Raw genomic sequence first — 24,426 nt, 5'->3', positions numbered from 1 at the left:
CCGAGTCTGCCCAGGTGGCATGACTCAAACAAAAGGGTCTCCGAGAAACCCGGGGCGGTTCAAAACCGTCGACACCAGCGGCTTCAACTTCCCTTCTTCAAACCACGCAAACAGCTGCGTGAAGTTCGCCGCATTATCTTGTGGTTGCCGCTGAGCAAACGAACCCCAGAACACGCCAACCACCGATGCGCCTTTGAGCAGGGTCAGGTTGACGGGCAGGTCCGGGATGCGGCCGCTGGCGAAGCCGACGACCAGCAGGCGGCCGTTCCAGGCGATGGCGCGGATGGCCTGGTCGAAGAGGTCGCCGCCGACCGGATCGTAGATGACGTCGGCGCCGTTGCCGTTGGTGAGACGTTTTACTTCGTCCTTGAGGCTGGTTTCGCTGTAATTGACCAGTTCGTCTGCGCCTGCGTTTTTGGCGACTTCAAGTTTTTCCGCGCTGCTGGCGGCGGCGATGACGCGTGCGCCGAGGGCTTTACCAATTTCCACGGCGGCCAGGCCCACGCCGCCGGATGCGCCGAGCACCAGCAGGGTTTCGCCCGCTTGCAGGTTGGCGCGTTGTTTGAGCGCATGCATGGAGGTGCCGTAGGTCATGCTGAACGCCGCAGCGGTGGTGAAGTCCATGCTCGTCGGTATCGGCAGTACGTTGTAACCGGGTACAGCGACCTGCTCGGCAAAACTGCCCCAGCCGGTGAGGGCCATCACGCGGTCGCCGGGCTTGAGATGGGATACCTTTTCCCCGACGGCCGCTATCACGCCGGCGGCCTCGCCACCCGGCGAGAAAGGGAAGGGTGGTTTGAACTGGTATTTGCCCTCGATGATCAACGTGTCGGGAAAGTTGACCCCTGCGGCGTGCACGTCGAGGAGGATTTCGTTCTTTTTGATCTCGGGGCCTGGCACGTCTTCAAGCACCAGCGTGCTGGCCGAACCGAAGGCTTTGCATAACAGGGCTTTCATTAGGCTATTCCTTTTTCGGTAATGGCCGATAAAGTGAGTTAAGTGGGTTCTCGGGTCAACAAGCATGGCCCGGCCTGATAAGCACACATAAGCTGTAAGCTACGTGGCAAACCGTATTAAGGAGTGGACTGTGAAAGCGTGGATTCTGGTATTGCTGGCCTTGTCATTGCCTGTCATGGCGCAAGAGGAAGCCAAGGAAGAAGGCGGCCCGCCCAAAGCGGCCTATGTCTCGCTGACGCCGCCGTTCGTGGGCAACTACGCGCTGGATGGCGGCCCCAAGCTGCGCGTCTACAAGGCTGACATCGCGTTGCGTGTAACGGGTGCCGATGCCGAGGCGGCGGTGAAGCGCAATGACGCCTTGATCCGTAATCAACTGGTGTCGTTGTTCACTCAGCAGACGGTTGATTCCATGAGCAGTGCCGAGGCGAAGGAAAACATTCGTCAGGAAGCGCTCAAGCAAGTGCAGCGCGTCATGAACGATGAAGAAGGCAAGCCGATTGTTGAAGACTTGCTGTTCAATAACTTCATCGTTCAATAACGCTTGTCAGCGCAGTGCCAGGATCGCCGCCCATTGTTCGGCGGTAACGGGCATCACTGAAAGCCGACTGCCTTTTTGCACCAGAGGCAGTTGCTCCAGCTGGCTTTGTTGTTTCAGATAACCGAGCCCCAGCACGCTCTTGAAGATATCCACAAACTCGACGTCTATGGCGCTCCACGGGTTTTTATCCGCGCTGGCCTTGGCGTCGTGATAGTGGCTGTCGGGGTCCAGCGCAGTGGGGTCCGGATAGGCGGCTTTGGCGATTTTGCCGATGCCGGCGATTCCCGGCTCCGGGCAACTGGAGTGGTAGAAAAAGAATTCGTCGCCCTCTGCCATGCTCCTTAGAAAATTACGCGCCTGATAGTTGCGCACCCCGTCCCAGCGAGCGTTACCCCGTTTTTGCAGGTCGCTGATCGAGAACTCGTCAGGCTCGGACTTCATCAGCCAATAGGCCATTGCTCTCTCTCCAGAGAAAAAAGTTCACGGTATTACCGACAGTTTGATGACAAACCGACAGTCGGCTTGCGCCACTATTTGCGTACTGGTTCACGTTACCGCAAAATGCCGCCCTTTAAAGCTCCACGCTGTTGCACGGCCTATACAAAAACCGATGCTGACATCGTATTGATTTGCCTAAGGAGGGCAGTCAATGAAACGCAAGCCTGATTTACTCTGGATTCTGGTTATTCTGTTTGGCTTGGGTGTCGTGACAACCGGTTATGCGCAAAGCTTATGGACCAGCAAGGATGACGCTCCAGTCGAAATCACTCAACAACAGCAAAAAACCCCCGGCACGCATTAAGCCCTGCTTCTGCTCTGATCGTTGATTGCCCTGTTGGCTGAACGATCAGAGTATCTGTGTCAGATACCAGCCTTTATCAGATACCGTGCCTTGCAGCGGTACATCCCAACTGGCCTGCGCCAGTCGATCCACTTTCTGACATTCGTGAGCCAGCCCGAGTAGAGCCGGTTTGCGCCAGGCCTTTCTGCGCGCCAGATACGCCAGGCTGCGGTCATAAAACCCACCGCCCATGCCCAGGCGACCGCCTTCGTTATCGAACCCTACCAATGGCATAAGCACCAGATCGAGTGCCCACACCTGGCGTTGTTTCGCACGGTTGATGAGAGGCTCGGGAATGCGGAAGCGATTGGGGATGAATTTCTCGCCGGGACGCACGCGCTGAAAAACCATGCGCGTGCGCGGCCATGCATTGAGCACCGGCAGGTAAGTGGCCTTGCCGCGTCGTTGTGCTTCACGCAGTAACAGCCTAGGGTCGATCTCGCCATCCATCGGCAGGTACAGCGAAACATGCCGGGCACGTCGGAACAGCGGATGCTGCGCCAATTGGCGGTAAACATCGCGGGCGGCTGCGCGTTGCTGGCTGCGACTCAACGCCCTGCGTGCCTTGCGTAGCTGGCGGCGCAGTTGCGGACGTGTAAGCGATTGGGCGCTGATCATGAGCAGAAGGTCATGCAGGCTGATCCGGGAAGGGTGTTGAAACCAGGGCAGGATCGTCGTTGCCAGACAGCAGGGCTGGCAACGAACTGAATATGGACTCCCCGACGAACCGCTGTCGGTTTAGCCCTTGAACCCGAAAGTTCAAGGTGGAGATTGCAGGAGGTTTTAAGGCTTTCCGTCGAGCGGACATGCACACCAACCCCAACGTGCAACCCCCGTGGTTGTGCGTATCGGCTCAGGGACATGACCGACTGGCAAGCACTCCAGGGAGCAGCGCGAGTATACAGAAATGCCCCGCAATAATCAGCCCCGAGTTGAATCCGGTGTGCCGGGCGTGTCTGTGGCCAGCACCAGATCGACCTTGTCGAGCAGATCGCGGACCTGTTCGCGAGTCGAACCGCTGGTCTGTACGTCAGGCAAATGTTCTTTATGCAGCAGGTCGTGAGTGATGTTGAGCGCGGCCATCACGGCGATGCGATCGGCACCGATGACTTTGCCGCTGCTGCGGATTTCACGCATCTTGCCGTCCAGATAACGGGCGGCGCTGACCAGGTTGGTGCGCTCTTCCTGAGGGCAGATGATCGAGTATTCCTTGTCGAGGATCTGAACGGTAACGCTGTTGCCATTGCTCATGAGTCTTGCTCCAGGGCTTTGAGGCGCGAAATCATTGACTCGACCTTCTGCCGGGCGATTTCGTTTTTTTCAATGAGTTGGGCGCGTTCCTCGCGCCAGGTCTTTTCCTGAGCTAATAGGAGTGCATTTTGGCCTTTAAGTTGCTCGGCATACTTCAGGAGCAGCTCCACACGTTTCATCAGCGCTTGCAGGTCGGTGTCTTCCATTGTTTTCCACTGAATACTTTCTGATGAATGGCAGGGGAGGCGATGCTTGTGCTCAAGCTCGAACCGCCGTCCGGGTGAACTTGTCGCGCGGATAGTCTAGGATACAAGGCCTTCATTCTAGACATTGCGCCGTTTGGCGACTAGCTACCCATGCCCATTCAGAATTCTCCGTACAAAGCGTTCGCCACTCTGCTTAACAGTGGCGGTCACCAGGTATCCCCTGCCGAGCTGCATGGCCTGCTGCTGGGGCGCAGTTGCGCAGGTGCCGGTTTCGATAACGAAGGTTGGTTTGCCGATGCTTCGGTGCTGCTGGAAACCGAGCCGCAAGACAATATCCGCCAGGCGCTTATCGGCTTGCAAGAGATGGTCAAGGGCGAACTCACCGGTGACGACATGACCGTCGTGCTATTGCTGCCGGGCGACGAAGAGCCGCTGACCGAGCGTGCTGCCGCGCTGGGCCAATGGTGTCAGGGGTTTCTGGCAGGCTTCGGTCTGGCCATTGGCGACAAGACCCTCGGCACCGAAGCCAAGGATGTTCTTGAGGATCTGGCGGCCATTGCCCAGGTTCAGGATGCACTGGACGAGTCCGAAGACGGCGAGACCGACTATATGGAAGTCATGGAATACATGCGCGTAGCGCCATTGTTGCTGTTCACCGAATTCAACGAGCCTGCTGCGCCACAACCCAAGCCTTCTCTGCACTGATTGCCCATCACTGCGACACCGCCCCGCGCTGACGACCGTGCGGACTGGTGGACTCCATCAGGACTCCTGTTGCCCATGATTCAGATCCCGAAGTCCGAATACGCCCGCCGCCGCAAGGCTCTGATGGCTCAGATGGAGCCGGACAGCATTGCCATCCTGCCTGCTGCTGCGGTTGCCATTCGCAATCGTGATGTCGAGCATGTCTACCGGCAGGACAGTGACTTTCAGTACCTGAGCGGCTTTCCCGAGCCGGAAGCGGTGGTGGTGCTGATTCCCGGACGCGAATATGGCGAGTACGTTTTGTTCTGCCGTGAACGCAATCCCGAGCGCGAATTGTGGGAAGGTCTGCGCGCCGGACAGGAGGGCGCGATCCGCGATTTCGGTGCAGACGATGCATTTCCGATCAACGACATCGACGAAATTCTGCCGGGCCTCATCGAGGGCCGTGACCGGGTGTATTCGGCGATGGGCAGCAACCCTGAATTCGACCGGCATCTGATGGACTGGATCAACGTGATCCGCTCCAAGGCGCACCTCGGTGCTCAGCCGCCCAAGGAATTTGTCGCGCTGGATCATCTGTTGCACGACATGCGCCTGTACAAATCGGCGGCGGAAATCAAAGTCATGCGCAGCGCGGCGGACATCTCTGCGCGTGCCCATGTGCGAGCAATGCAGGCCTGTCGCGCAGGACTGCACGAGTTCAGCCTGGAAGCCGAGCTGGATTACGAATTTCGCAAGGGCGGTTCGAAGATGCCGGCCTACGGCTCAATCGTCGCCTCGGGGCGCAACGGTTGCATCCTGCATTACCAGCAGAACGATGCCGTTCTCAAGGATGGCGATCTGGTGTTGATCGATGCGGGCTGCGAAATCGACTGCTATGCCAGTGACATCACCCGAACGTTTCCGGTGAGCGGCAAGTTTTCTCCCGAGCAAAAAGCGATCTACGAGCTGGTGCTCAAGTCTCAGTATGCGGCTTTCGAGGCCATCGGCCCCGACAAGCACTGGAACCAGGCGCACGAAGCGACGGTCCAGGTTATTACCGCAGGTCTGGTCGAGCTGGGTTTGCTGCGAGGCGACGTCGATCAGTTGATCGAGAGCGAGGCCTACAAGATGTTTTACATGCACCGTGCCGGGCATTGGCTGGGCATGGATGTACACGACGTCGGCGAATACAAGGTCGGCGGCGAGTGGCGTGTACTGGAGGTCGGCATGACGCTGACTGTTGAACCCGGGATCTACATATCCCCCGACAATCTGGACGTCGCGAATAAATGGCGAGGTATTGGTGTGCGAATCGAAGACGACGTGGTTGTAACCAGGCAGGGCTGTGAAATTCTGTCCGGTGGCGTGCCCAAGACCGTCGCCGAGATCGAGGCGCTGATGGCGGCTGCAAAGGCACAGGTCGCATGAGCCGCTTTAATATCGCCATCGTCGGCGGCGGATTGGTGGGTGCAAGTCTCGCGCTTTCACTTCAGGCCGGTGCCAGGGCACGTGGCTGGAAGATCGTGCTCATCGAACCCTTTGCGCCGGGTGAAGCCTGGCAGCCCAGCTACGATGCGCGTTCTTCGGCGCTGTCGTTCGGCTCGCGACGCATCTATGAGCGGCTTGGCCTCTGGCAGCAGATATCCCGCCGCGCCGAGCCGATTCTGCAAATTCAGGTCTCGGACCGTGGCCGTTTCGGCGCTACCCGTTTGTCTGCGATCGAAGAGGGTGTTCCGGCGCTCGGCTACGTGGTCGAGAACGCCTGGCTCGGTCAGGCACTGTGGGCGGCGCTGGATCGTGATGTCGTCAGTTGGCGTGTGCCGGCCGAGGTCAGGCACATGCAGCCGCTGGCCGATGGTTATCGCCTGAGCCTGAGTGACGAAACCGAGCTGGATTGTGATCTGGCCGTGCTGGCCGATGGCGGTCGCTCCAGCCTGCGCGAGCAGCTGGGTATTGGAGTGCGGCAACGGCCCTACGACCAGCATGCGCTGATTGCCAATATCACGCCGAGCGAAGCTCACTGCGGGCAGGCGTTCGAACGTTTTACCGAGGACGGGCCGATGGCGCTGCTGCCATTGCCGGAAAACCGCTGTGCGCTGGTCTGGACGCGTCCGGGCAACGATACCCAGCGCCTGGCCGAGCTGGACGACCGCAGTTTTCTGGAAGAGCTGCAGGGCGTGTTTGGCTATCGCCTGGGCACGCTGCGTCAGGTCGGTGCACGGCATGTCTACCCCCTGGCGCTGATCGAGGCCGAAGAGCAGGTGCGTTCGCATCTGGTGATTCTGGGTAATGCGGCGCACAGCCTGCATCCGGTTGCCGGGCAGGGGTTCAATCTGTCCTTGCGTGACGCCGATGCACTGGCCGGGACGCTGCTGGACAGCGCCGCGCCGCCCGGTGAGTTGTCTACTCTGCAGCTCTACCGTGAGCGTCAGCGTCATGATCAGCAATTGACCGTGGGCTTCTCCGACAAGGTGACACGCCTGTTCGGCAGCTCCCGGTCGGCAGTTGCCACCGGGCGTAACGTCGGGTTGCTTGGTCTTGATCTGTTGCCAGCCGCCAAGCGCTGGTTTGCCCGTAAGGCGATGGGCCTGGGGACTCGATCCGATGTGTGAATTACACACTTTAAACACACGGCTTCGGCCGCAAGCGAGAACGGTTTGACCATGGAAACGCGCGCAGATGTGCTGATTGTCGGAGCCGGAATGGTCGGCAGCGCCCTTGCTCTGGCGTTGCAGGGCAGCGGTCTTGATGTGCTGGTGGTCGACGGTGGGCCGCTGAGCGTCAAACCCTTTGACCAACACTCGGCTTTCGAGCCACGAGTCAGTGCCTTCTCGACAGCCAGTCAGCGAATTCTTCAGCGGCTGGGCGTATGGGAAGGCATCGCGGCCCGTCGCATCAGCCCGTACGCGCACATGCAGGTCTGGGATGGCAGCGGCACCGGGCAGATTCACTTCTCTGCCTCCAGCGTGCACGCTGATGTGCTGGGCCATATCGTCGAGAACCGCGTGGTGCAGGATGCGTTGCTCGATCGCCTGCATGAAAGCGACATCGGCTTGCTGGCCAATGCGCGGCTGGAGCAGATGCGCCACTCCGGAGATGACTGGCTGCTGACCCTGGCCGATGGTCGCCAGTTACGCGCACCGCTGGTGGTTGCCGCCGATGGTGCCAATTCGGCGGTGCGCCGCCTGACCGAAACGCCGACCCGTGAGTGGGATTACCTGCATCACGCTATCGTCACCAGTGTGCGCACCGCTGATTCCCACAGGAAAACTGCCTGGCAGCGTTTTACCGACGACGGTCCCTTGGCTTTTCTGCCACTGGAGCGCGAGGGCGAGCACTGGTGCTCTATTGTCTGGTCAGTCACACCGGCTGAAGCCGAGCGCCTGATGGTGCTGGAAGATGACCTGTTCTGTCGTGAACTGGAGCAGGTATTCGAGAGGCGTCTGGGTCAGGTAGTGTCTGCCGATGAGCGCGTTTGTGTGCCACTGCGTCAGCGTCACGCCAAGCGTTACGTTGCCAGGGGGTTGGCGTTGATTGGCGATGCGGCACATACCATTCACCCGCTGGCCGGGCAGGGCGTGAACCTGGGCTTTCTCGACGCCGCTGTGCTGGCGCAAGTCCTGACCCACGCTGCCGGGCGTGGCGAACGCTGGTCTGACCTGCGCGTGCTGGGCCGCTACGAGCGTCGTCGCATGCCGCACAACCTGGCGCTGATGGCCGCAATGGAAGGCTTCGAGCGGCTGTTTCAGGCTAACCAATTGCCACTGCGCTGGTTGCGTAATACCGGTTTGAAAATGGTCAACCGGATGCCCGAAGCCAAGGCTCTGTTCGTGCGCGAAGCGTTAGGGTTGTCGGGAGATTTGCCTGAGCTGGCGCGGATTGAGCCCGCCACTACTCTATAGGGTCGGACGCGGAGCGTCGCACGATAGTTGAAGATCGTTCCTCATGCTCCAGCGTAGGAATGCCTTGCGTGACGCTCTGCGTCATGGATGTGCGCTGCGCCGCATACTTAAGAGCGGACGCAGAGCGTCCAGAACGGCATGCGACGCAGAGCGTCGCACGATAGTTGATGATCGTTCCTCATGCTCAGCGCACCAATCCGTTGCGATACTGCCCTGGTGTCAGTCCGGTCCAGCGTTTAAAGGCGCGGCTCAGGCTGGTGGTGTCGGTAAAGCCCAGCAGGTAGGCGATTTCGCTCAGCGAGCTTTGCGGATCGTTCATGTGCAGCAATGCCAGGTTCTGGCGGCATTGATTGAGCAGCATGTCGTAACAGCAGCCCTCGTCGGCCAGATGACATTGCAAACTGCGCGTGCTCAGGTGCAGGGCTTCGGCGATGGTTCTGACGGTGGGTTCGCCATCCGGCAGAAGGGTTTCGATGGCCGAGCGCACGCGCTGCTCCCAGATCAGCGAAGGTAACGGATCGCCCCTGGATTCCTGCCCGTTTACCTGTACCGGGCCGTCATCCAGGTGGCTGTCGAACTGATCACCGCCAAATTCCAGCAAGTTCTCCTGCGCCGCGAACATCACCGGCGAGCGGAACAGATCCTGCCAGGGCTGCGGATTATCAGGTGCGGGACGTTGCAGATGCACCGCCAGCGGCGCGTAGCCCCTGCCTAACCGGTTGCGGCAGGTGCGCACATAAATGGCGGCGAATGCATCCAGCAACTCATGAGCGGGTAGCTGACACGATTTCGGCGTGCCGAAGCGGAATTCATAGCGCTCGCCCACCGTTCTGAAGTCCAGCTCCAGAGAGTCCTCAGCCATTGAGCGGTAACGTACGATGCGTTCGAAAACCTCGCGCAGTGAGCCGCTGGCCACCAGCGTATAGCCCAGCGCGTGGAACGACGTGGGGCTGACAAAGCGCGAGACACGCAAACCCAGGGTTGGATCGAGGCAGGCCTGTACCGCTCGCTGCCAGAGGTCGGCGGTGATGTCTGAGGGAAACTGTGCGCCGGGATCACCCAGCATACTCGGGTCTATGCCAGCGCTCTGGCACAACGCGTTGCTATCCACGCCCAAGGCATCGAGCTGCTTGCGCAATGCAGGGGTCCAGCTGGCGAGACTGCTTGGCTCAGGCATGTGGACGCCTCTCCCTGACATGAGGTGATTCAGCGTCGGGCTGTGCCGACATGGTTTCGCGGGGCATTTCCGTTGCCTGACGCCGTGACCAAGAATGAAAGCTTTTGTGACAGTTGTACAAGTCTTTAGACACGTTTCTTGCCATCGGGCGGCAATCGTCACGTGTCAGGGGCGTCGGGCAGCGCTGAATAGGTCAAAGCGGCCTATGAATACGCTTTGATCAAGCAGTTGTCGTATAACGAAAAACCCGAGCCTTTTCAGTAAACCTCCGCGGGCCCTTTTCCTGAGGAAGCCGAGCGTTGATGTCATTTGACACTGGCATGGCAAATGACTATAAATGCGCCATGTTGTACGACAACCTAAGACTTGCAGAAAATTACAACCACAAAAATAATTCAAAGAGTAACAAGTCCATGACCAGTCTGATTTCTCAGGCAATAAAAAAGTTTATATCCTCCGTTTTTTCGACTTTTTCGCACGATTATCGGCGAATTACCTCGATAACCCTGCCTGAACCGACCGTAATCTGAAGTTACATAAAACCAGCCGTCTCACGGTCATGGCCGCGGGACGCTCATCGCCAATCTAAAAATAAACAGGGTGAAGAGATGAAAATAAAAGGCATTCGGTGGTGGATGGTGGGGCTGGTAACAGCTGGCCTGGTCGTCAACTACCTTGCACGCAACACGCTGTCCGTCGCAGCGCCGACGCTCATGAGCGAACTGAGCATTTCCACCGAGCAGTACGCGCACATCGTCGTCGCCTGGCAGCTGTGCTACGCCATCATGCAGCCGGTGGCGGGCTACATTATCGACGCCATCGGCACCAAAATGGGTTTTGCGATTTTTGCCATTGCCTGGTCGGCTGCCTGCGCTGCCGCAGCGTTCGCAACCGGCTGGCAGACCCTGGCCATCTTCCGTGGCATGCTCGGGCTGACCGAAGCAGCGGGCCTGCCGGCAGGCGTCAAGGCCACGACCGAATGGTTTCCGGCCAAGGAGCGTTCGGTTGCCATCGGCTGGTTCAACATTGGCTCGTCGTACGGCGCATTGCTTGCGCCCCCGCTGGTGGTCTGGGCCATCCTGCAAAGTGGCTGGGAGCTGGCGTTTCTGATTGTCGGTGGTCTGGGTATCGTGTGGAGCGGGCTATGGCTGCTGTTGTACAAGCACCCGCGTGACCAGAAGCGTCTGGGCGATGCTGAGCGTGACTATATTCTCAGCGGCCAGGAATCGCGCCTCAAGGATGCACCTGCCCAGAAAGGTAGTTGGAAACGCCTGTTCAAGAACCGCAATTTCTACGCTATCGCTTCGGCGCGCATCCTGTCCGAGCCGGCTTGGCAAACCTTCAACGCGTGGATCCCGCTGTACCTGATGACCGAGCGCCACATGAACATCAAGGAAGTCGCGATGTTCGCCTGGCTGCCGTTTCTGGCGGCTGACATCGGCTGTGTACTGGGCGGCTATCTGAGCCCGCTGTTTCACAAATACTGCAAGGTTTCGCTGTTCACATCTCGCAAGATGGTCATGCTGTTCGGCTGCTCATGCATGATCGGCCCGGCTTGTATCGGGCTGGTCGAAAGCCCTTACACCGCTATCGCATTGCTGTGCATCGGCGGTTTCGCGCACCAGACCCTGTCGGGCGCACTGTACTCGATCACCTCCGATTCGTTCGGCAAGAACGAGGTGGCCACAGCGACCGGGATGGGCGGAATGTTCGGCTTTTTCGGGGCGGCGGCGTTCACCATGGTGTTCGGCGTGCTGGTCACCAAAATCGGCTACAGCCCGCTGTTCGTGGTGCTGGCGATTTTCGATATCGTCGCCGCCATTGTGGTGTGGACCGTCGCCCGCGAAGTGCCGCAGAACGACGAGGCCGTGGCGCTGAGCGTTGATGAATCGGGTTCTCGAACTGTTCCCGCAACCTGAGGCCGTCGTAATCCTGTAACGAAGCGCGGATATTCTCTGCGCTGAAAGTGATTTTTTATTAGAGGCCGTTCCTCGAAGGCAGGGGACGGCTTCTTTTTTTGCCTGACAGCTGATATTCGTTTTGGGAATTAATAAATAGCTTCTTATTCCTTAGCGAATATAACTTCCATCCCTATACTCGTCTCATGAACGCATACATGCAGGAGGCGAATCCATGCATAACGAGTCGATCCGGTATCTGATCGTGCCAGGCTGGCAAGGGTCTCCTGATGATCATTGGCAGACCCACTGGCAAAACAGCCTGCCCAACAGCACGCGCGTGGAACAGGCCGACTGGCTCAAACCACGCCGTGAGGACTGGGTGGGCGAGTTGCAACGCACGATTGCAGCGCACAGCACGCCGGTGATCCTGATCGCTCACAGCCTGGGTTGCGTGACAGTCGCGCATTGGGCACAACTCGCACCGCTGGAGACTCTGCGTCAGGTGCAAGGTGCGTTGCTGGTAGCACCTGCTGACGTCGAACGTCCGAATTGCCCGCCTGCATTGCGTAATTTTGCGCCGATCCCTAATGATCTGCTGCCGTTTCCGACACAAATTGTCAGTTCTGACAACGACCCTGCGGTCAGCTCTCAGCGCGCTATGGAAATGGCCCGTCACTGGGGGGCGGAAGTCGGATTTCTGAGTCAGGCCGGGCATATCAACGTCAAGTCCGGCCATCAGCGCTGGGAGCAGGGGTTCGCCTACCTGTACCGGCTGCAAAACCGTCTGGAGCAGCATGCGCGTCGTCGCGCATGAGTGGCAGCTTGTTTATCGACCCAACGGGTCCTGTCTTTTAAACGCTTGAGCCGTCGCAAGGGCTCAGGCGGGAGTGTGTCATGAGCCTTCACGAAAATTTCGGTCAGCCGCTGCTGACTTTCCCCGATGCAGAAAAAAGCCCGCTGAGCATTCGTGCCAAGGCGCTGGTATTCATCGACCCGCGCTCGCGCCGTTTACGCGAAGAAATGGAACAGCTGGCGCCTCGTTCGCTGCCGGTCTTGATCCGTGGCGAGTCCGGGACCGGCAAGGAATTACTGGCGCGGCATATTCATCGCGGCAGTGATCGCTCGGGCTTGTTCGTTTCAGTCAACTGCGGTGCCATCAGCCCGACTTACGCCGATGCGGAGTTGTTCGGTTATGCCGCCGGAGCGCACAGCTGTTCGGTCAGCAGTCGGGCCGGCTGGTTTGGCTCGGCCAACGGCGGCACTTTGTATCTGGATGAGATCGGCGACTTGCCGCTGCCCATTCAGGTCAAGCTGCTCGCCGCCCTGGAAAACCACGAAGTCACACGAGTGGGCGCGCACCAGCCGAGCCCGGTCGATGTGCGTCTGGTAGCCGCCACCAGTATCGATCTGGCACAGGCGGTGGCTGCCGGAAAATTTCACGAGCGGCTTTATCACTACCTGAGCGAGGGGCGTCTTGACCTGCCGGCGTTGCGCGAGCAACCGGGCAATATCCTGCCGCTGGCCGAATATTTTGTCGGTATCTACAGCCAGCGCCTGAGCCTGCCTGTGCAACTGATCAGCGAAGACGCGCAGCGCACGCTTGAAGCTCACAGCTGGCCCGGCAACACCCGTGAGCTGGAGAATGTCATTCACTTTGCCTTGCTGGTCAGCAGTGGCGACGAAATTCGGGCTGAAGATATCAATCTGCCGGATATTGCCGCGCCGCTGACGCTGATCGAGCGTCAGGCCAGGTTGTTGGTCAGCAGCGGGGATCGCGAGCAGCTTTGCGCGTTGCGGCGATTGCTCGAAACGGTGACATCGCAGCTTGAGCAGAACCCTGCGTGAAGGCGTGAGACAAAAAGATATAAGTACTCGATTAAAAAGTCTTTTATCGGAATATAAAATCTCGGTAATGTCAGCATGATGTCGCAGGGTTTGGATCGCGCGACGGCAAACCATCGAGTAATAAAGCGTCATTTTCTGATGACGCTCCTGGATTTCGCTAAGGACATTGCATTAAAAAGACGTTTCTGATGACCGCTCTGGCGGCTGTGTTTTCGATTGGCCTGGCTCACGCTGGCGAAAAGCTGGTAGTCGGCGCGACGCCAGTACCGCACGCGGAAATCCTTGAGCTGATCAAGCCGACCCTGGCCAAAGAAGGCGTGGACCTGGAAATCAAGGTCTTCACTGACTACGTGCAGCCAAACGTGCAACTGAACGAGAAGCGTCTGGACGCCAACTACTTCCAGACCAAGCCTTACCTGGATGGCTTCAACAAAGCCAAGGGCGACAACCTGGTGACTGGCGTGGGCGTACACGTCGAACCGTTCGGCGGCTACTCCAGCAAGTACAAAAAACTGGCTGATCTGCCTGAAGGCGCAACCATCGCCATTCCAAACGAAGGCAGCAACGCAGGCCGCGCACTGCTGCTGTTGCAAAAAGGTGGCCTGATCACCCTGAAGGAGCCGACAAACGCTCTGTCCACGCCGAAAGACATCGCAACCAACCCGAAGAAATTCAAATTTCGCGAACTGGAATCGGCTGTACTGCCGCGTGCTTTGAGCCAGGTTGACCTTGCCTTGATCAACACCAACTACGCGCTGGAAGCCAAGCTCAATCTTAAGAAAGACGCGCTGATCATCGAAGGTGCCGATTCGCCGTACGTGAACTTCCTCGTCACCCGCAAAGACAACGCCCACACCGACGCCATCGAAAAGCTGTCGAAAGCGTTGACCAGCCAGGAAGTCAAAGACTTCATCAACAAGAAGTACGACGGCGCAGTACTGCCTGCGTTCTGACCCACTGAGTGTCGTGCGTAATCCAACTATCGTGCGGCGCTCCGCGTCGCATGCCGTTCTGGACGCTCTGCGTCCTCTTTCGAGCATGTGGCGCGGCACGGATCTGTGACGCAGAGCGTCACCCCAGGCACTCCGATGCTGGAGCGTACCGAACGATAATCTCGTCTATCGTGCGTCGCTCCGCATCGCCCCACAATTCCCCGCCATAAAGGCCCCTGAAAACGCTTTCTCGACAAAGCGTGTCGAGTCCGGCAGAGAGCCATTCACTGCGCCGGAGTGATCCAGCTGCGGGTAGTAATGCCACTCGATGCGGTCGCCGACCTTGCACGCATCTTTCACCAGCGCGATCTGGCTGCGAACAGGTGAAATGACATCCTTGCCCCCCGTGCCGATAAAAACCGGAATGTCCGACTTTAACGTCGGGTAGTCCGAATGGCGATTTACCTGATCGAGCGCCTTATCGGGTGAGCGTTTGAAACTGTTGTTGAATGTCAGTCCATCCGCGACCACCTTGCGCTCGATGGCTTGCAGGCATTCACGCTGACTGGTTTCGAACGCAGGCTTTGCGCGGTCGCTCAGGTAGTCGGCAGGATGCAGCGACGGGTCGATCAGTGCGGCAGTGCTCAGTCGCAACAGGTTATAGGCCAGCGACGGCGTGACCTGATCGCGGAAGGTGTCCGGTTCGGCATGTTTCTCACGCGATTGAGCCATCGGATACGGCGTCCCTGTCGCAACCACACCGACAATGTTCAATTCGGGCGCATAAGTCTTCTGGTAGACGGCCGTTGCGAAAGCGGCACGGCCACCTTGCGACTGCCCGAACACAACTACCCGCGAATACAGATTGAAGTCCGCCTTCTGAACCGCACGAATGCTGTCGAGCACACCATACGCCAGCGGACTGCTCAGCCCGAACGAGTGCAGCCCCGGCGTGCCCAAACCCTGGTAATCAGTAGCCACAATCGCGTAGCCCCGCCCGAGCCATTCATTCAGATAGCGCGTGTCGCGATCACTGCGCCCGGCAAAGGAAGGCGCACAGATGTCCGCGCTGCCAACCGTGCCATGCGCCCACGCCATCAGCGGCCATCCGCCCTTTGGCGGCTCACCCTTGGGCATGAAAAAGGCTCCTGACACTGCGACTGGCTGGTTGTTGAGCCCGTCTGTCGAGGTGTACAGGATGCGGACATTCTGTCCGGCATTCTCAAGGCTCTGTTTGGCCGTCAGCGGTTCCGAGCGCAGCAGTTGGCCCGGTGTCGACGGCACTTTATCCGGCCATGTGTAAAATGCGGGAACACCACCTTCGCCCGGGTCTGACTGGGCAACGTCGACGGTTTTCATGGAAGAGCCTGGCACTGCGCTGCAAGCTGCGAGCAGGACCATCAACAGGGTGGCCAGAACGGCCAAATACCTTGGCGATGAGTTCATCGGTATTTCTCCACAAGCTAACAGGAGAGGGCGCATCAGCATCGATGTATCAAGCCGATTATGACCTGAGCGATGATAACTGTCGCACGCGCTGCCAGTATTGAACGGAGTTCTCCATGCGCAAGGATTACCTCGCTTTCTTCATCTCGCTTTTCCTGTCCAGGCTGGCGGATCAGATCCTGTTGTTCATAGTGCCGCTGGTGGTGTTCCAGACCACCGACAGCGCTTCATGGGCGGGGCTGGCGTTTTTCGTCGAATCGTTACCGAGGTTCCTCGCGTTTCCGTTGTGCGGCGCACTGTGCGACAAGTATTCGCCTATCAGAATTCTGCATATCAGCCAGGTCTACCGGGCATTGCTCTGCGTGCTGGCGATGGTGCTCTACGCTATCTTTGGTGGCATTGGATGGCTCGTGGTGCTCTCGGCATTATGCGGGGTGCTGACCACGCAAGGCATCATGGCGCGCGAAGTGCTCATGCCGCATATCTTTCAGCACTACAGCTACACCAAAACGTTGTCCTATTCCCAGATCGCCGACCAGTCAGGGCTGGTCCTCGGGCCGCTGGTGGCGGCACTGATGCTTGAAGTGTGGGCCTGGCACTGGGTAGTGCTCTGGATCGCCGGACTATTCCTCCTGGCAGACCTCTGCATGTTGGCGTGGCGACGTCTTGGCTGTTTTAAGCTGGAAGTGTTCGAGCAGCATCAAGACATCTGGCTGCAGCCACTGCGGATTGCGTTCGGGCATATCCGTGGCCTCACCGAATTGAAAAAGATCATCACGCTGGCAGTAGGGGTCAACCTGATCGTCGGCGTCACGCTGGCGACCTCGGCAGCCATGGTCATCGGCGAGTACAGCGCAGGCAAGGATACCTACGCAGGGCTGCAGGCGGCGGGGGCAGTGACCACTATCGTGATCCTGTTCTTCCTGGCCCGTGTGGTGCTGCCTTTGCGGGTGCTGGGCGGTGTCGGGTATTCAATGATCGCGATCGGGGCTTTTATCAGCGCCCTGAGCCCGAACCTGATGGGCTATGTATTGGGTTTTTTGTTGATCGTCGGCTTCGACAAGATGTTCAACGTCTACATGCGCACCCTCCGGCAGCGGGTGATACCGCCCCAGGACTTCGGCAAGACAGTGGGCGTGATCACGTTGCTCAACAACTTGTCGCAGCCTCTGGCAGGTTTGCTGGTGGCCCTGCTCGCAGCGCCCTTGGGCATCCGCCAGGTCGTTCTGATGCTGGCCGTGCTGACGAGCGTTATCGGAGCGGGTGCCCTGTGGTGGTTTGCAAAGGCACGCAGCCCATTCCCGACCTCGATTGTTGAGGCTGATCGAGAGGCCGGGAAATGAAAACGAGAGGGTTGGAGCTGGATGGAATTGAGGGTCAACGCAAGAGCGCTCAGACCCCCTGATAACTTTGGCAGGCTGCTCTCCGTCCCTACAGAGAGCAGCCGCCACTTCAGCCTTTAAAACGCCAACGTCACCCGAGCATTCAGCGACTGATCCGAAGCATCGTTGCTCACTTGACCGTCGTAGCTCAGGCCTACGCTCAAGGTATCGCTCAACCCCAGGTCGACACCTGCGCCGAGCACTGCGGCGCTGCGGGCGATGGGGGCGCCGGAGAGTTCGAAGGTGCTGCCGCCGCTGAAGGCCGAGCGGCTTTCCGGGGTGACGTCGCCGTAGGCGCGACGCCAGCCCAGTGTGGCGTTGGGTTTGATCGTCACGCTGCCGGCGTTCAAGCGAGTGGCAGCGCGCAGGCCCAGGGTGCTGAAGGTGATGTGGTTGTTCTGGGATTTGTTTTCCAGGCTGATGGCGTTGCTGTTCTCGTCGAAGGCGTCGGTGTCTAGGCGCACATAGGCGAGGTTGGCGAAGGGTTCGAGCAGCGCATTGCCCATTTCGATGGAGTAGCCCAGTTCACCGAAGACCTGATTGGTCGCTGCTTTGTAGTCTTCCTTGAAGTGCTCGGACGAGCCCGGCAGGTCCAGCGTACGCTTGGCGGTCAGCTCATGCCAGGTGCGTACCGCGCCGAGGCGCAGGCCCAGTTGGCCCCATTTCGCGCCACCGTAGACACCCAGATGATAGTTGTCGCTGTCGGTCGAGCCAGACGCGTGGCGCAGGTCGAAGCTGCTGTTGCTGAAGCCTGCCAATGCACCCACACGCCAGGTGTCGTCGAGGGGTACGTCGGCGCCGAACAGCAGGCCGCTGGTGCGGGTTTCGAGGCCTGAAGCGTCGCGGCTGCTGTCGGTCTGGCCGGTCGCGCCGATGGCTTGAGTCCACACCACGCCACGCGAGGCGTCACCGGCGAGGGTTTGTGTGGTGCTGCCGAATGCCTGTGTGGATTGCGCTTGTTGCATGCGATCGTTCATGGCGTTGCGCACCAGACGGCTGTCTTCGATCAGCGCAGATTGAGTCGATGCGTGCAGCTCGTTGGACAACGCCTTGAAGGTCGCCTGTGCGGTTGCTGCGTCGTCCTGCACCACCTGACGCCACAGCGCATTGCCCGCGCCCGCGCTGTCCAGACCCTGAGCGACGGCGCTGGCATTGCGCGTGGTCGCCAGGCTGGCGAAGGTTTGTGCATTGCGATCCAGCGTCAGACCGACGTCTGTCGCGGTGTAGTTCAGCGTCGGCGTAAGGAACGCGAAGTTGGTTTGCACGGCGGCAAATGCACCGCTGACGCCACCGGCTGCAGAGATAATCGAGTAACGGCTTGCCGCTACCCAGTTGCCGCCTTCAACCAATGACAGCGTGCTGTTATTGATCGTCGCGCGGCCGCTGGCGACGATGCGGTCGGCATTGCCATTGGCGTCCGATTCCACTTGATAAACCGAACCCTGAGCCAGGTTGACGTCACCGTTGACGTTCAGCTGCCCGACCGAATTACCCGGTGCAACCACACCGCCCTGAGCGACGTTGATGCCGCCAACGGTGCCGTTGCCACCCAGCGTCGCGCCTTGCTGCACGCTGACGATGGAGTTGCCGAGGTTGCCATTCACTGCCAGGCGACCGGCCTGCACGGTCGTCGCGCCGGACAGGCTGCTGTTTCCGGTCAGGTTCAGTGAACCGACGCCGCGTTTGATCAACGCGCCGTTGCCGGTCGGGGTGTTGGCGAGGGTGTCGTTGGTGGACTGATCGACCACCAGCGTTGCGTTGTCGGTGATCGTGCCGCTGCCGAAGGCCTGGGCATGACCGGTCAGGGTGCCGCCGTTGATCAGTGTGCCGCCCGAGTAGGTGTTGTTGCCGGTCAGGATCAGGTTGCCCGTGCCGTTCTTGATCAGCGCACCGCTGCCGCTGATGTCGTTGCGCCAGGCGTCGATGGCGTTATAGCCGCCGAGGCTGGCGTTCATGTTGACGGTGACGTTGGAATTGAACGCGCCGTAGCCATCGCCTGCGGCATACAGGTTCAAGCGACCGTAGCCACCTGACTGGTCGATTACCGCGTAGCCCGAAGATATTTCAGTGGTCCCCAGAACCTCGCGGCGTTGGCTGGCGTCCAGGTACGGAAAGCGGGTTTCCAGCAGCACTTCTGCGTTGGTCGGCACCACCGGAGCCAGGTTGGTGGGGCCGACCGGATCGAAACCGTAGGTCATGCGCGAGGTATACAGCGCTTTGTCCTGGGCATGCTGGGAAGTGCGGTCAGTGGCCGGGTCAATGCTCGCTATACAGTTGTTGATGTTGCCACCGCATTGCGCCGTGAAGTAAGTCAGTGCCTGGGCGCGGGCGTCGGCGCGCAACTGTGCGTTGGCTGAATTGGACAGGTTGTCGATGGCGAAATAGGTCGCCGTGATACGCCCGCCGATCACGTCGAGGGGCGAGTGCATGCCTGCTTCGATGCGGTTGTCGCCAATCTCCGAAGCACGCAGCATCAACTCGCTGAACCGCTCGGGGATCGCGTAGGCCAAGGCGTAGGCAGACAGGTAGGCAGCGTTGGTATGGCCGCTGGGGAACCCCGAGTCACTGGCCGGCGTGGTGCTTTCGGCCGGGCGCAAAGACGGCGCGACGACGAATGCCAGGTTTTGTCCGTCCAGGCTCTGCCGCCATGGCCGTGGATACAGATAGTGGGACATGGCCGGGGTCGTGGAGGCGTCATTGCGCACGGCGCCGACCAGATCGACCAGATCGACCACTTTGCCCAGCGCTGAAGACGAACTGCCTGCGCCATTGCCCTTGTCGTCGTACTTGACGGTTTTGTTGCTGTCGTCAAATTGCGTGATGGTAGTGAAGGCCCCCGCGCCTGCTTTATAGGCATCACTCAATGAGCCCAGACCGCTGATGGCGCTGTAGCTCTGATCGCGACGGTCATCGAAGTAAGCGGCGGTTTCCTGGGCAAGCGTGCGCGAGTTGGCACGGTCGACGACAATTTGCAGGTTGCGTCGGAGCAGGCTCTGCCCCAGCGCAGTCGGTGTGCCGGTATCCCAGGTTGCACCGGTCGTCCACAACGTGTTGAACCCGGAAAGCAGATCGACCCCGTTGATCCGGTCGTCATTTGCACGGCTCGCTGCCTGTACCGATACCGCAAGCAGTGAAAGTATCAACGACGACATCATTACGTGGGCAACCGGTTTATTACATCGCATGGCGAGCGCCTGTACTCAATCTTGATAAGGCGCCGACCCTAGCAAGGCGTTCTTACACTTGGATGTATCTGCCGTGACACATTTATGTGGGCGAGTGCGCTCAAAAAATCCTCAGGAAGCATTCAGAACTATCGATATTCCTCAACGGTATTTAAATTCTCTTTCTTATATCTATACAGTTCCGCCTTTCAGTCACACTGTTCTGGAGTCGGAGTTCTCATGCCAGCAGCCTCCCTCGCTTCATCGTCCGCTCAATCTGCTTCGCAATCGTTCGACGTGCGTCCATTCACCGGAAAGGTGGGCGCGGAAATCGTCGGGCTGGATCTGTCCAGGCCGTTGAATGACGCGGATTTCGCGCGAGTGCATCAGGCGCATCTGGATCACCACGTCGTGGTGTTCCGCGATCAGCAGATCACGCCGCAGCAGCAGGTCGATTTCAGCCGTCGTTTTGGGGTGTTGCAGATCCACGTGCTCAAGCAGTTTCTGCTGGCTAACCATCCGGAAATCCTGATCGTCTCCAACATTGTCGAGAACGAGAAGCCTGTGGGGCTGGGCGATGCCGGTAAATACTGGCATTCGGACCTGTCTTACAAAGAGCTGCCAAGCCTGGGTTCGATGCTTTACGCACAAGAGTTGCCGAGCGAAGGTGGCGACACGCTGTTCGCCGACATGCATCAGGCGTGGGACACCTTGCCGCAACACCTGCGTGATGCCGTCGAAGGGCGCTCGGCGGTTCACAGTTACACCGCGCGCTACGCCGAGGGCCATAACGCCGCCAACTGGCGTCCGACCCTGACCGCCGAGCAACTGGCCCAAGTGGTCGAAGTCAGCCACCCGATTGTTCGCACGCATCCTGAAACAGGCCGCAAGGCGTTGTTTGTCAGCGAGGGTTTCACCACCCGGATTCTAGACCTGCCGGAAGACGAGAGCCGCCAGATTCTCAACGAGATCTACGCCCACAGCGTGAAGCCCGAGCATATCTACCGGCACCAATGGCAAGCCAATGACATGGTGTTCTGGGACAACCGTTCCCTGATTCACCTGGCTGCCGGCTGCCCGGCCCATCTGCGACGCAAACTGCATCGCACGACCATTCAAGGCACCGCGCCATTTTGATTCAGGAGAGCCGGTCATGAATGCTGTCGCGCAAGGCCACACGGCCAGCACGAGCGCCCAACCGCAACCGACTGTTCAGCACATCACTGAAGCCTTGTTGCAAGTTCGCGGTGTAAGCCTTGAATACCGCACGCCAGAGCGCGTGGTCCGGGCGACGCATCAGGTCAGTTTCGAGGTCGACCCGGCCGATCGTTTTGTGCTGCTCGGCCCATCCGGTTGCGGCAAGTCCACATTGCTCAAAGCCGTAGCCGGGTTCATCCGGCCCAGCGAGGGCGAGATTCGTCTGGCAGGTCATCAGGTCACCGAACCTGGCCCGGACCGCATCGTGGTGTTTCAGGAATTCGACCAGTTACCGCCGTGGAAAACCGTGATCGAGAACGTCATGTTTCCGCTGCTGGCGTCACGCACCCTGAAGCGTCCCGAGGCGCTGGAGCGCGCTCGTTATTACCTGGAAAAAGTTGGCCTCAGCGCGTTTGCCGATGCTTATCCGCATACCTTGTCCGGTGGCATGAAAGCACGTGTGGCAATTGCCCGAGCCCTGGCCATGCAGCCGAAAATCCTCTTGATGGACGAGCCGTTCGCCGCGCTCGATGCACTGACCCGGCGCAAGATGCAGGAAGAACTGCTGGAGCTGTGGGACGAGGTGCGTTTCACGCTGCTGTTCGTTACCCATTCCATTGAAGAGGCGCTGGTGGTGGGCAACCGCATCCTGCTGCTGTCACCGCATCCCGGCCGCGTACGGGCGGAAATCAACAGCCATCAATACGACCTGAAAAGCCTGGGCGGCGTTGGCTTTCAGCAGACCGCGCAGCGTATTCATCGTTTGTTGTTCGATGAGGGCGAGGCCGGGCCAGTGGAGCAGGATCTGAATTTTCAGGACATCCGGATTGCTTACTAGACGACTGCCTTGATCGTTCCCACGCTCCGCGTGGTAATGCCTTTCAGGACGCTCCGCGTCCTATCTACACGATTACCCGGAAACCCGAACCATGAGCCTCGCACCTCCCGCTCGCGAAGAATATGAAATCACGCTGGAGCCTTTCACTCAGGAAGACCTGGCCCGCGATCTGCCGCTGGCGCAGCGTATCTGGCAACTGAGCTGGGTGCGCAAATGCGTCATCATGATCGCTCTGGCGGTGATCTGGGAACTGGCTGCACGTTTGCAGAACAACGACCTGCTGTTGCCGAGTTTTCTGCAAACGGCGGCCGCCTTTTATGACGGGCTGATCTCCGGCGAGCTTCCAGGCAAGGTGTGGATTTCCCTGACCGTACTGATTCAGGGCTACCTGATCGGCATCGTGCTGGCGTTCGCCCTGACCACCCTTGCAGTGTCCACCCAACTGGGCCGCGACCTGCTCGGCACGCTGACTGCGATGTTCAATCCGCTGCCGGCCATTGCCCTATTGCCGCTGGCGCTGCTGTGGTTCGGGCTGGGCCAGAACAGCCTGATCTTCGTGCTGGTGCATTCGGTACTGTGGGCGCTGGCGCTCAATACCTACGCAGGTTTTCTCGGCGTTTCGGAAACCCAGCGTATGGCCGGGCGCAACTATGGCCTTAAGGGCTTGCGCTTTGTCTGGCACATCCTGATTCCCGCTGCGCTGCCGTCGATCCTCGCCGGCTTGAAAATCGGCTGGGCTTTCGCCTGGCGCACGCTGATCGCCGCCGAGCTGGTGTTTGGCGCGTCCTCCGGCAAGGGCGGGTTGGGCTGGTATATCTTCCAGAATCGTAACGAGCTGTATACCGACAAGGTTTTTGCAGGTCTGGCGGCAGTCATTCTCATCGGCCTGCTGGTCGAGAACCTTCTGTTCGCCAATATTGAGCGCCTGACCGTCAAGCGCTTGGGCATGCAGCGTTGAAGCACCGTCTTTTTTTAAAAAATCAGGGTGAGAACCACATGACAACAACATTTCATCGTCCGGCGCTGACTGTATTAGCGGCGACACTTGGCCTGTTCGGTGCCCTGCTCAGCAGCGGCGTGCAGGCGGAAGGCAAGATCAGCATTGCTCAGCAATTCGGTATCGGCTACCTGATCCTCGACGTGGTGCGCGATCAGAAACTGATCGAGAAACATGGCAAGGAACAGGGGCTGGACATCAAGGTCGACTGGAACAGCATCTCCGGTGCCACGGCGATGAACGAAGCGCTGCTGGCCGGTGCGCTGGACGTGGTGTCGGCAGGTGTGCCACCGATGCTGACCGTCTGGGATCGCACCAAGGGCAAACAGAACGTCAAAGCCATTGCTTCGTTGGGTTCCATGCCCAACTACCTGCTGACCAACAATCCCAACGTGAAAACCATCAAGGACTTCACCGACAAGGACCGCATCGCTGTACCGGCTGCCGGTGTGGGCTTTCAGTCGCGTACTTTGCAGATCGAGACCGCCAAGGTATTCGGTAACGACAACTACAAGAAATTCGACAACATCTCGGTGAGCCTGGCGCACCCGGATGCCACCGCAGCGCTGCGGGCGGGCGGTTCGGAAATCAACTCGCACTTCTCCAGCCCGCCGTTCCAGTACCAGGCGCTGGAAAACCCCAACGTCCACAAAGTGCTCAGTTCCTATGACGTGCTGGGCGGTCAGGCGACGTTCAACGTGCTCTATACCACCGAGAAATTCCACGACGAAAACCCCAAAACCTACAAGGCGTTCTACGACGCGCTGGCCGAAGCCGAGAAGATCATCAAGGCCGACAAGCCCGCTGCCGCGCAGACCTACATCCGTGTCGAGCAATCGAAACTGCCGTTGCCGCTGGTAGAGAAAATCGTCGCTGACCCGGAAATCGACTTCACCGTTACCCCGCAGCGCACCTTCATCTACGCCGAAAAACTGCATGAACTGGGCGTGTTGAAAAACAAGGCGGCGAGCTGGAAGGACTACTTCTTCGAAGAGGCGCACGGCACAGAGGGCAGTTAATCCGGGCGGTTTGAGGACGACGCGGAGCGTCACGAAGGGCATTCCCACGCGGAGTGGTATGACCCCCGAAGGTTGGACGCAACCTTTGGAGGCGTCATGGGTAAATATACAGTGCAGGCAAAACTCGCAGCCGTGAAAGAATATTG

Annotated in this window: 23 protein-coding genes and 1 other RNA gene; 15 read left to right on the top strand and 9 right to left on the bottom strand. The window is 59.1% G+C overall.

From position 1 onward, the window contains the following. Positions 1–24: 24 nt before the first annotated feature. Positions 25–957 carry an NADPH:quinone oxidoreductase family protein gene (locus AO277_RS25630; RefSeq protein WP_044319087.1) on the bottom strand — a complete coding sequence of 311 codons (933 nt, stop codon included), beginning with the start codon at positions 955–957 and terminating at the stop codon, positions 25–27. A gap of 130 nt (positions 958–1,087) precedes the next feature. Here AO277_RS25630 and AO277_RS25625 point away from each other — a divergent pair, with 130 nt between their 5' ends. Then, complete coding sequence (locus AO277_RS25625) at positions 1,088–1,495, top strand: flagellar basal body-associated protein FliL (RefSeq protein ID WP_002551568.1); 408 nt, start codon at positions 1,088–1,090, stop codon at positions 1,493–1,495. A 6-nt stretch (positions 1,496–1,501) separates the two neighbouring features. Here AO277_RS25625 and AO277_RS25620 read toward each other — a convergent pair whose 3' ends face one another. Further along, a complete protein-coding gene (locus tag AO277_RS25620) occupies positions 1,502–1,951 on the bottom strand; it encodes an EVE domain-containing protein (protein WP_002551569.1) in 450 nt (149 codons plus the stop codon). 193 nt (positions 1,952–2,144) lie between these two features. Here AO277_RS25620 and AO277_RS25615 point away from each other — a divergent pair, with 193 nt between their 5' ends. Then, complete coding sequence (locus AO277_RS25615; protein WP_044319088.1) at positions 2,145–2,297, top strand: hypothetical protein; 153 nt, start codon at positions 2,145–2,147, stop codon at positions 2,295–2,297. Between the two features lie 45 nt (positions 2,298–2,342). Here AO277_RS25615 and AO277_RS25610 read toward each other — a convergent pair whose 3' ends face one another. The 4 genes from AO277_RS25610 to AO277_RS25595 all read right to left on the bottom strand — a co-directional run bounded on the left by AO277_RS25610 (position 2,343) and on the right by AO277_RS25595 (position 3,793). Continuing rightward, positions 2,343–2,954, bottom strand: coding sequence for a 5-formyltetrahydrofolate cyclo-ligase (locus AO277_RS25610; RefSeq protein ID WP_044319089.1), 612 nt, complete (start codon positions 2,952–2,954; stop codon positions 2,343–2,345). 94 nt (positions 2,955–3,048) lie between these two features. Continuing rightward, positions 3,049–3,227: non-coding RNA, 6S RNA (ssrS, locus tag AO277_RS25605), on the bottom strand. A gap of 30 nt (positions 3,228–3,257) precedes the next feature. Next, a complete protein-coding gene (locus AO277_RS25600) occupies positions 3,258–3,587 on the bottom strand; it encodes a cell division protein ZapA (RefSeq protein WP_003317331.1) in 330 nt (109 codons plus the stop codon). After that, a complete protein-coding gene (locus AO277_RS25595) occupies positions 3,584–3,793 on the bottom strand; it encodes a TIGR02449 family protein (RefSeq protein WP_002551573.1) in 210 nt (69 codons plus the stop codon). Before AO277_RS25595 ends, AO277_RS25600 begins: the two co-directional genes overlap by 4 nt. A gap of 150 nt (positions 3,794–3,943) precedes the next feature. Here AO277_RS25595 and AO277_RS25590 point away from each other — a divergent pair, with 150 nt between their 5' ends. The 4 genes from AO277_RS25590 to AO277_RS25575 all read left to right on the top strand — a co-directional run bounded on the left by AO277_RS25590 (position 3,944) and on the right by AO277_RS25575 (position 8,382). Next, positions 3,944–4,498: a YecA/YgfB family protein gene (locus tag AO277_RS25590; RefSeq protein ID WP_005734812.1), complete on the top strand. Its 555-nt coding sequence runs from the start codon at positions 3,944–3,946 to the stop codon at positions 4,496–4,498. Positions 4,499–4,573: 75 nt separating this feature from the next. Beyond that, on the top strand, positions 4,574–5,908 hold the full coding sequence (gene pepP / locus AO277_RS25585) for a Xaa-Pro aminopeptidase (protein WP_044319090.1): 1,335 nt from the start codon (positions 4,574–4,576) through the stop codon (positions 5,906–5,908). Next, positions 5,905–7,092, top strand: coding sequence for a 2-octaprenyl-6-methoxyphenyl hydroxylase (ubiH, locus tag AO277_RS25580; protein WP_044319091.1), 1,188 nt, complete (start codon positions 5,905–5,907; stop codon positions 7,090–7,092). Before pepP ends, ubiH begins: the two co-directional genes overlap by 4 nt. A 51-nt stretch (positions 7,093–7,143) precedes the next feature. Next, positions 7,144–8,382, top strand: a complete 1,239-nt coding sequence (locus tag AO277_RS25575; protein WP_044319092.1) for a 2-octaprenyl-3-methyl-6-methoxy-1,4-benzoquinol hydroxylase — start codon at positions 7,144–7,146, stop codon at positions 8,380–8,382. A 184-nt stretch (positions 8,383–8,566) separates the two neighbouring features. Here AO277_RS25575 and AO277_RS25565 read toward each other — a convergent pair whose 3' ends face one another. After that, positions 8,567–9,559 carry an AraC family transcriptional regulator gene (locus AO277_RS25565; RefSeq protein WP_044319093.1) on the bottom strand — a complete coding sequence of 331 codons (993 nt, stop codon included), beginning with the start codon at positions 9,557–9,559 and terminating at the stop codon, positions 8,567–8,569. Positions 9,560–10,167: 608 nt separating this feature from the next. On the opposite strand from AO277_RS25565, the gene AO277_RS25560 reads away from it, so the two are divergent. The 4 genes from AO277_RS25560 to AO277_RS25545 all read left to right on the top strand — a co-directional run bounded on the left by AO277_RS25560 (position 10,168) and on the right by AO277_RS25545 (position 14,258). After that, on the top strand, positions 10,168–11,478 hold the full coding sequence (locus AO277_RS25560; RefSeq protein ID WP_080899271.1) for an MFS transporter: 1,311 nt from the start codon (positions 10,168–10,170) through the stop codon (positions 11,476–11,478). A gap of 214 nt (positions 11,479–11,692) precedes the next feature. After that, on the top strand, positions 11,693–12,274 hold the full coding sequence (locus AO277_RS25555; RefSeq protein ID WP_005734806.1) for an alpha/beta hydrolase: 582 nt from the start codon (positions 11,693–11,695) through the stop codon (positions 12,272–12,274). Between the two features lie 80 nt (positions 12,275–12,354). Next, positions 12,355–13,305 carry a sigma 54-interacting transcriptional regulator gene (locus AO277_RS25550; RefSeq protein WP_044319095.1) on the top strand — a complete coding sequence of 317 codons (951 nt, stop codon included), beginning with the start codon at positions 12,355–12,357 and terminating at the stop codon, positions 13,303–13,305. A 170-nt stretch (positions 13,306–13,475) separates the two neighbouring features. After that, positions 13,476–14,258, top strand: coding sequence for a MetQ/NlpA family ABC transporter substrate-binding protein (locus AO277_RS25545; protein WP_044319096.1), 783 nt, complete (start codon positions 13,476–13,478; stop codon positions 14,256–14,258). Between the two features lie 165 nt (positions 14,259–14,423). On the opposite strand, the gene AO277_RS25535 is transcribed toward AO277_RS25545, so the two are convergent. Then, positions 14,424–15,683 (bottom strand): lipase family protein, encoded by a 1,260-nt coding sequence (locus tag AO277_RS25535; RefSeq protein WP_044319097.1) that lies wholly within the window; start codon positions 15,681–15,683, stop codon positions 14,424–14,426. Positions 15,684–15,799: 116 nt separating this feature from the next. On the opposite strand from AO277_RS25535, the gene AO277_RS25530 reads away from it, so the two are divergent. Beyond that, positions 15,800–17,026 carry an MFS transporter gene (locus AO277_RS25530; RefSeq protein ID WP_044319098.1) on the top strand — a complete coding sequence of 409 codons (1,227 nt, stop codon included), beginning with the start codon at positions 15,800–15,802 and terminating at the stop codon, positions 17,024–17,026. Positions 17,027–17,142: 116 nt separating this feature from the next. On the opposite strand, the gene AO277_RS25525 is transcribed toward AO277_RS25530, so the two are convergent. Beyond that, positions 17,143–20,250: an autotransporter domain-containing protein gene (locus AO277_RS25525; protein ID WP_044319099.1), complete on the bottom strand. Its 3,108-nt coding sequence runs from the start codon at positions 20,248–20,250 to the stop codon at positions 17,143–17,145. Between the two features lie 219 nt (positions 20,251–20,469). Here AO277_RS25525 and AO277_RS25515 point away from each other — a divergent pair, with 219 nt between their 5' ends. From AO277_RS25515 to AO277_RS25500, 4 genes are all read left to right on the top strand, one after another. After that, complete coding sequence (locus AO277_RS25515) at positions 20,470–21,366, top strand: TauD/TfdA dioxygenase family protein (protein WP_005730943.1); 897 nt, start codon at positions 20,470–20,472, stop codon at positions 21,364–21,366. A 16-nt stretch (positions 21,367–21,382) separates the two neighbouring features. Then, positions 21,383–22,264 carry an ABC transporter ATP-binding protein gene (locus tag AO277_RS25510; protein ID WP_002551587.1) on the top strand — a complete coding sequence of 294 codons (882 nt, stop codon included), beginning with the start codon at positions 21,383–21,385 and terminating at the stop codon, positions 22,262–22,264. 91 nt (positions 22,265–22,355) lie between these two features. Further along, positions 22,356–23,222 carry an ABC transporter permease gene (locus tag AO277_RS25505; RefSeq protein WP_044319100.1) on the top strand — a complete coding sequence of 289 codons (867 nt, stop codon included), beginning with the start codon at positions 22,356–22,358 and terminating at the stop codon, positions 23,220–23,222. Positions 23,223–23,260: 38 nt separating this feature from the next. Then, positions 23,261–24,280, top strand: a complete 1,020-nt coding sequence (locus AO277_RS25500; RefSeq protein WP_044319101.1) for an ABC transporter substrate-binding protein — start codon at positions 23,261–23,263, stop codon at positions 24,278–24,280. Positions 24,281–24,426: the final 146 nt, after the last annotated feature.

The organism is Pseudomonas amygdali, from assembly GCF_002699855.1.
In the GTDB taxonomy this organism is placed as follows: Bacteria; Pseudomonadota; Gammaproteobacteria; order Pseudomonadales; family Pseudomonadaceae; genus Aquipseudomonas; species Aquipseudomonas amygdali.
The sequence above is the reverse complement of the archived record's forward strand: the minus strand, read 5'-3'. Positions and strand labels throughout refer to the sequence as shown.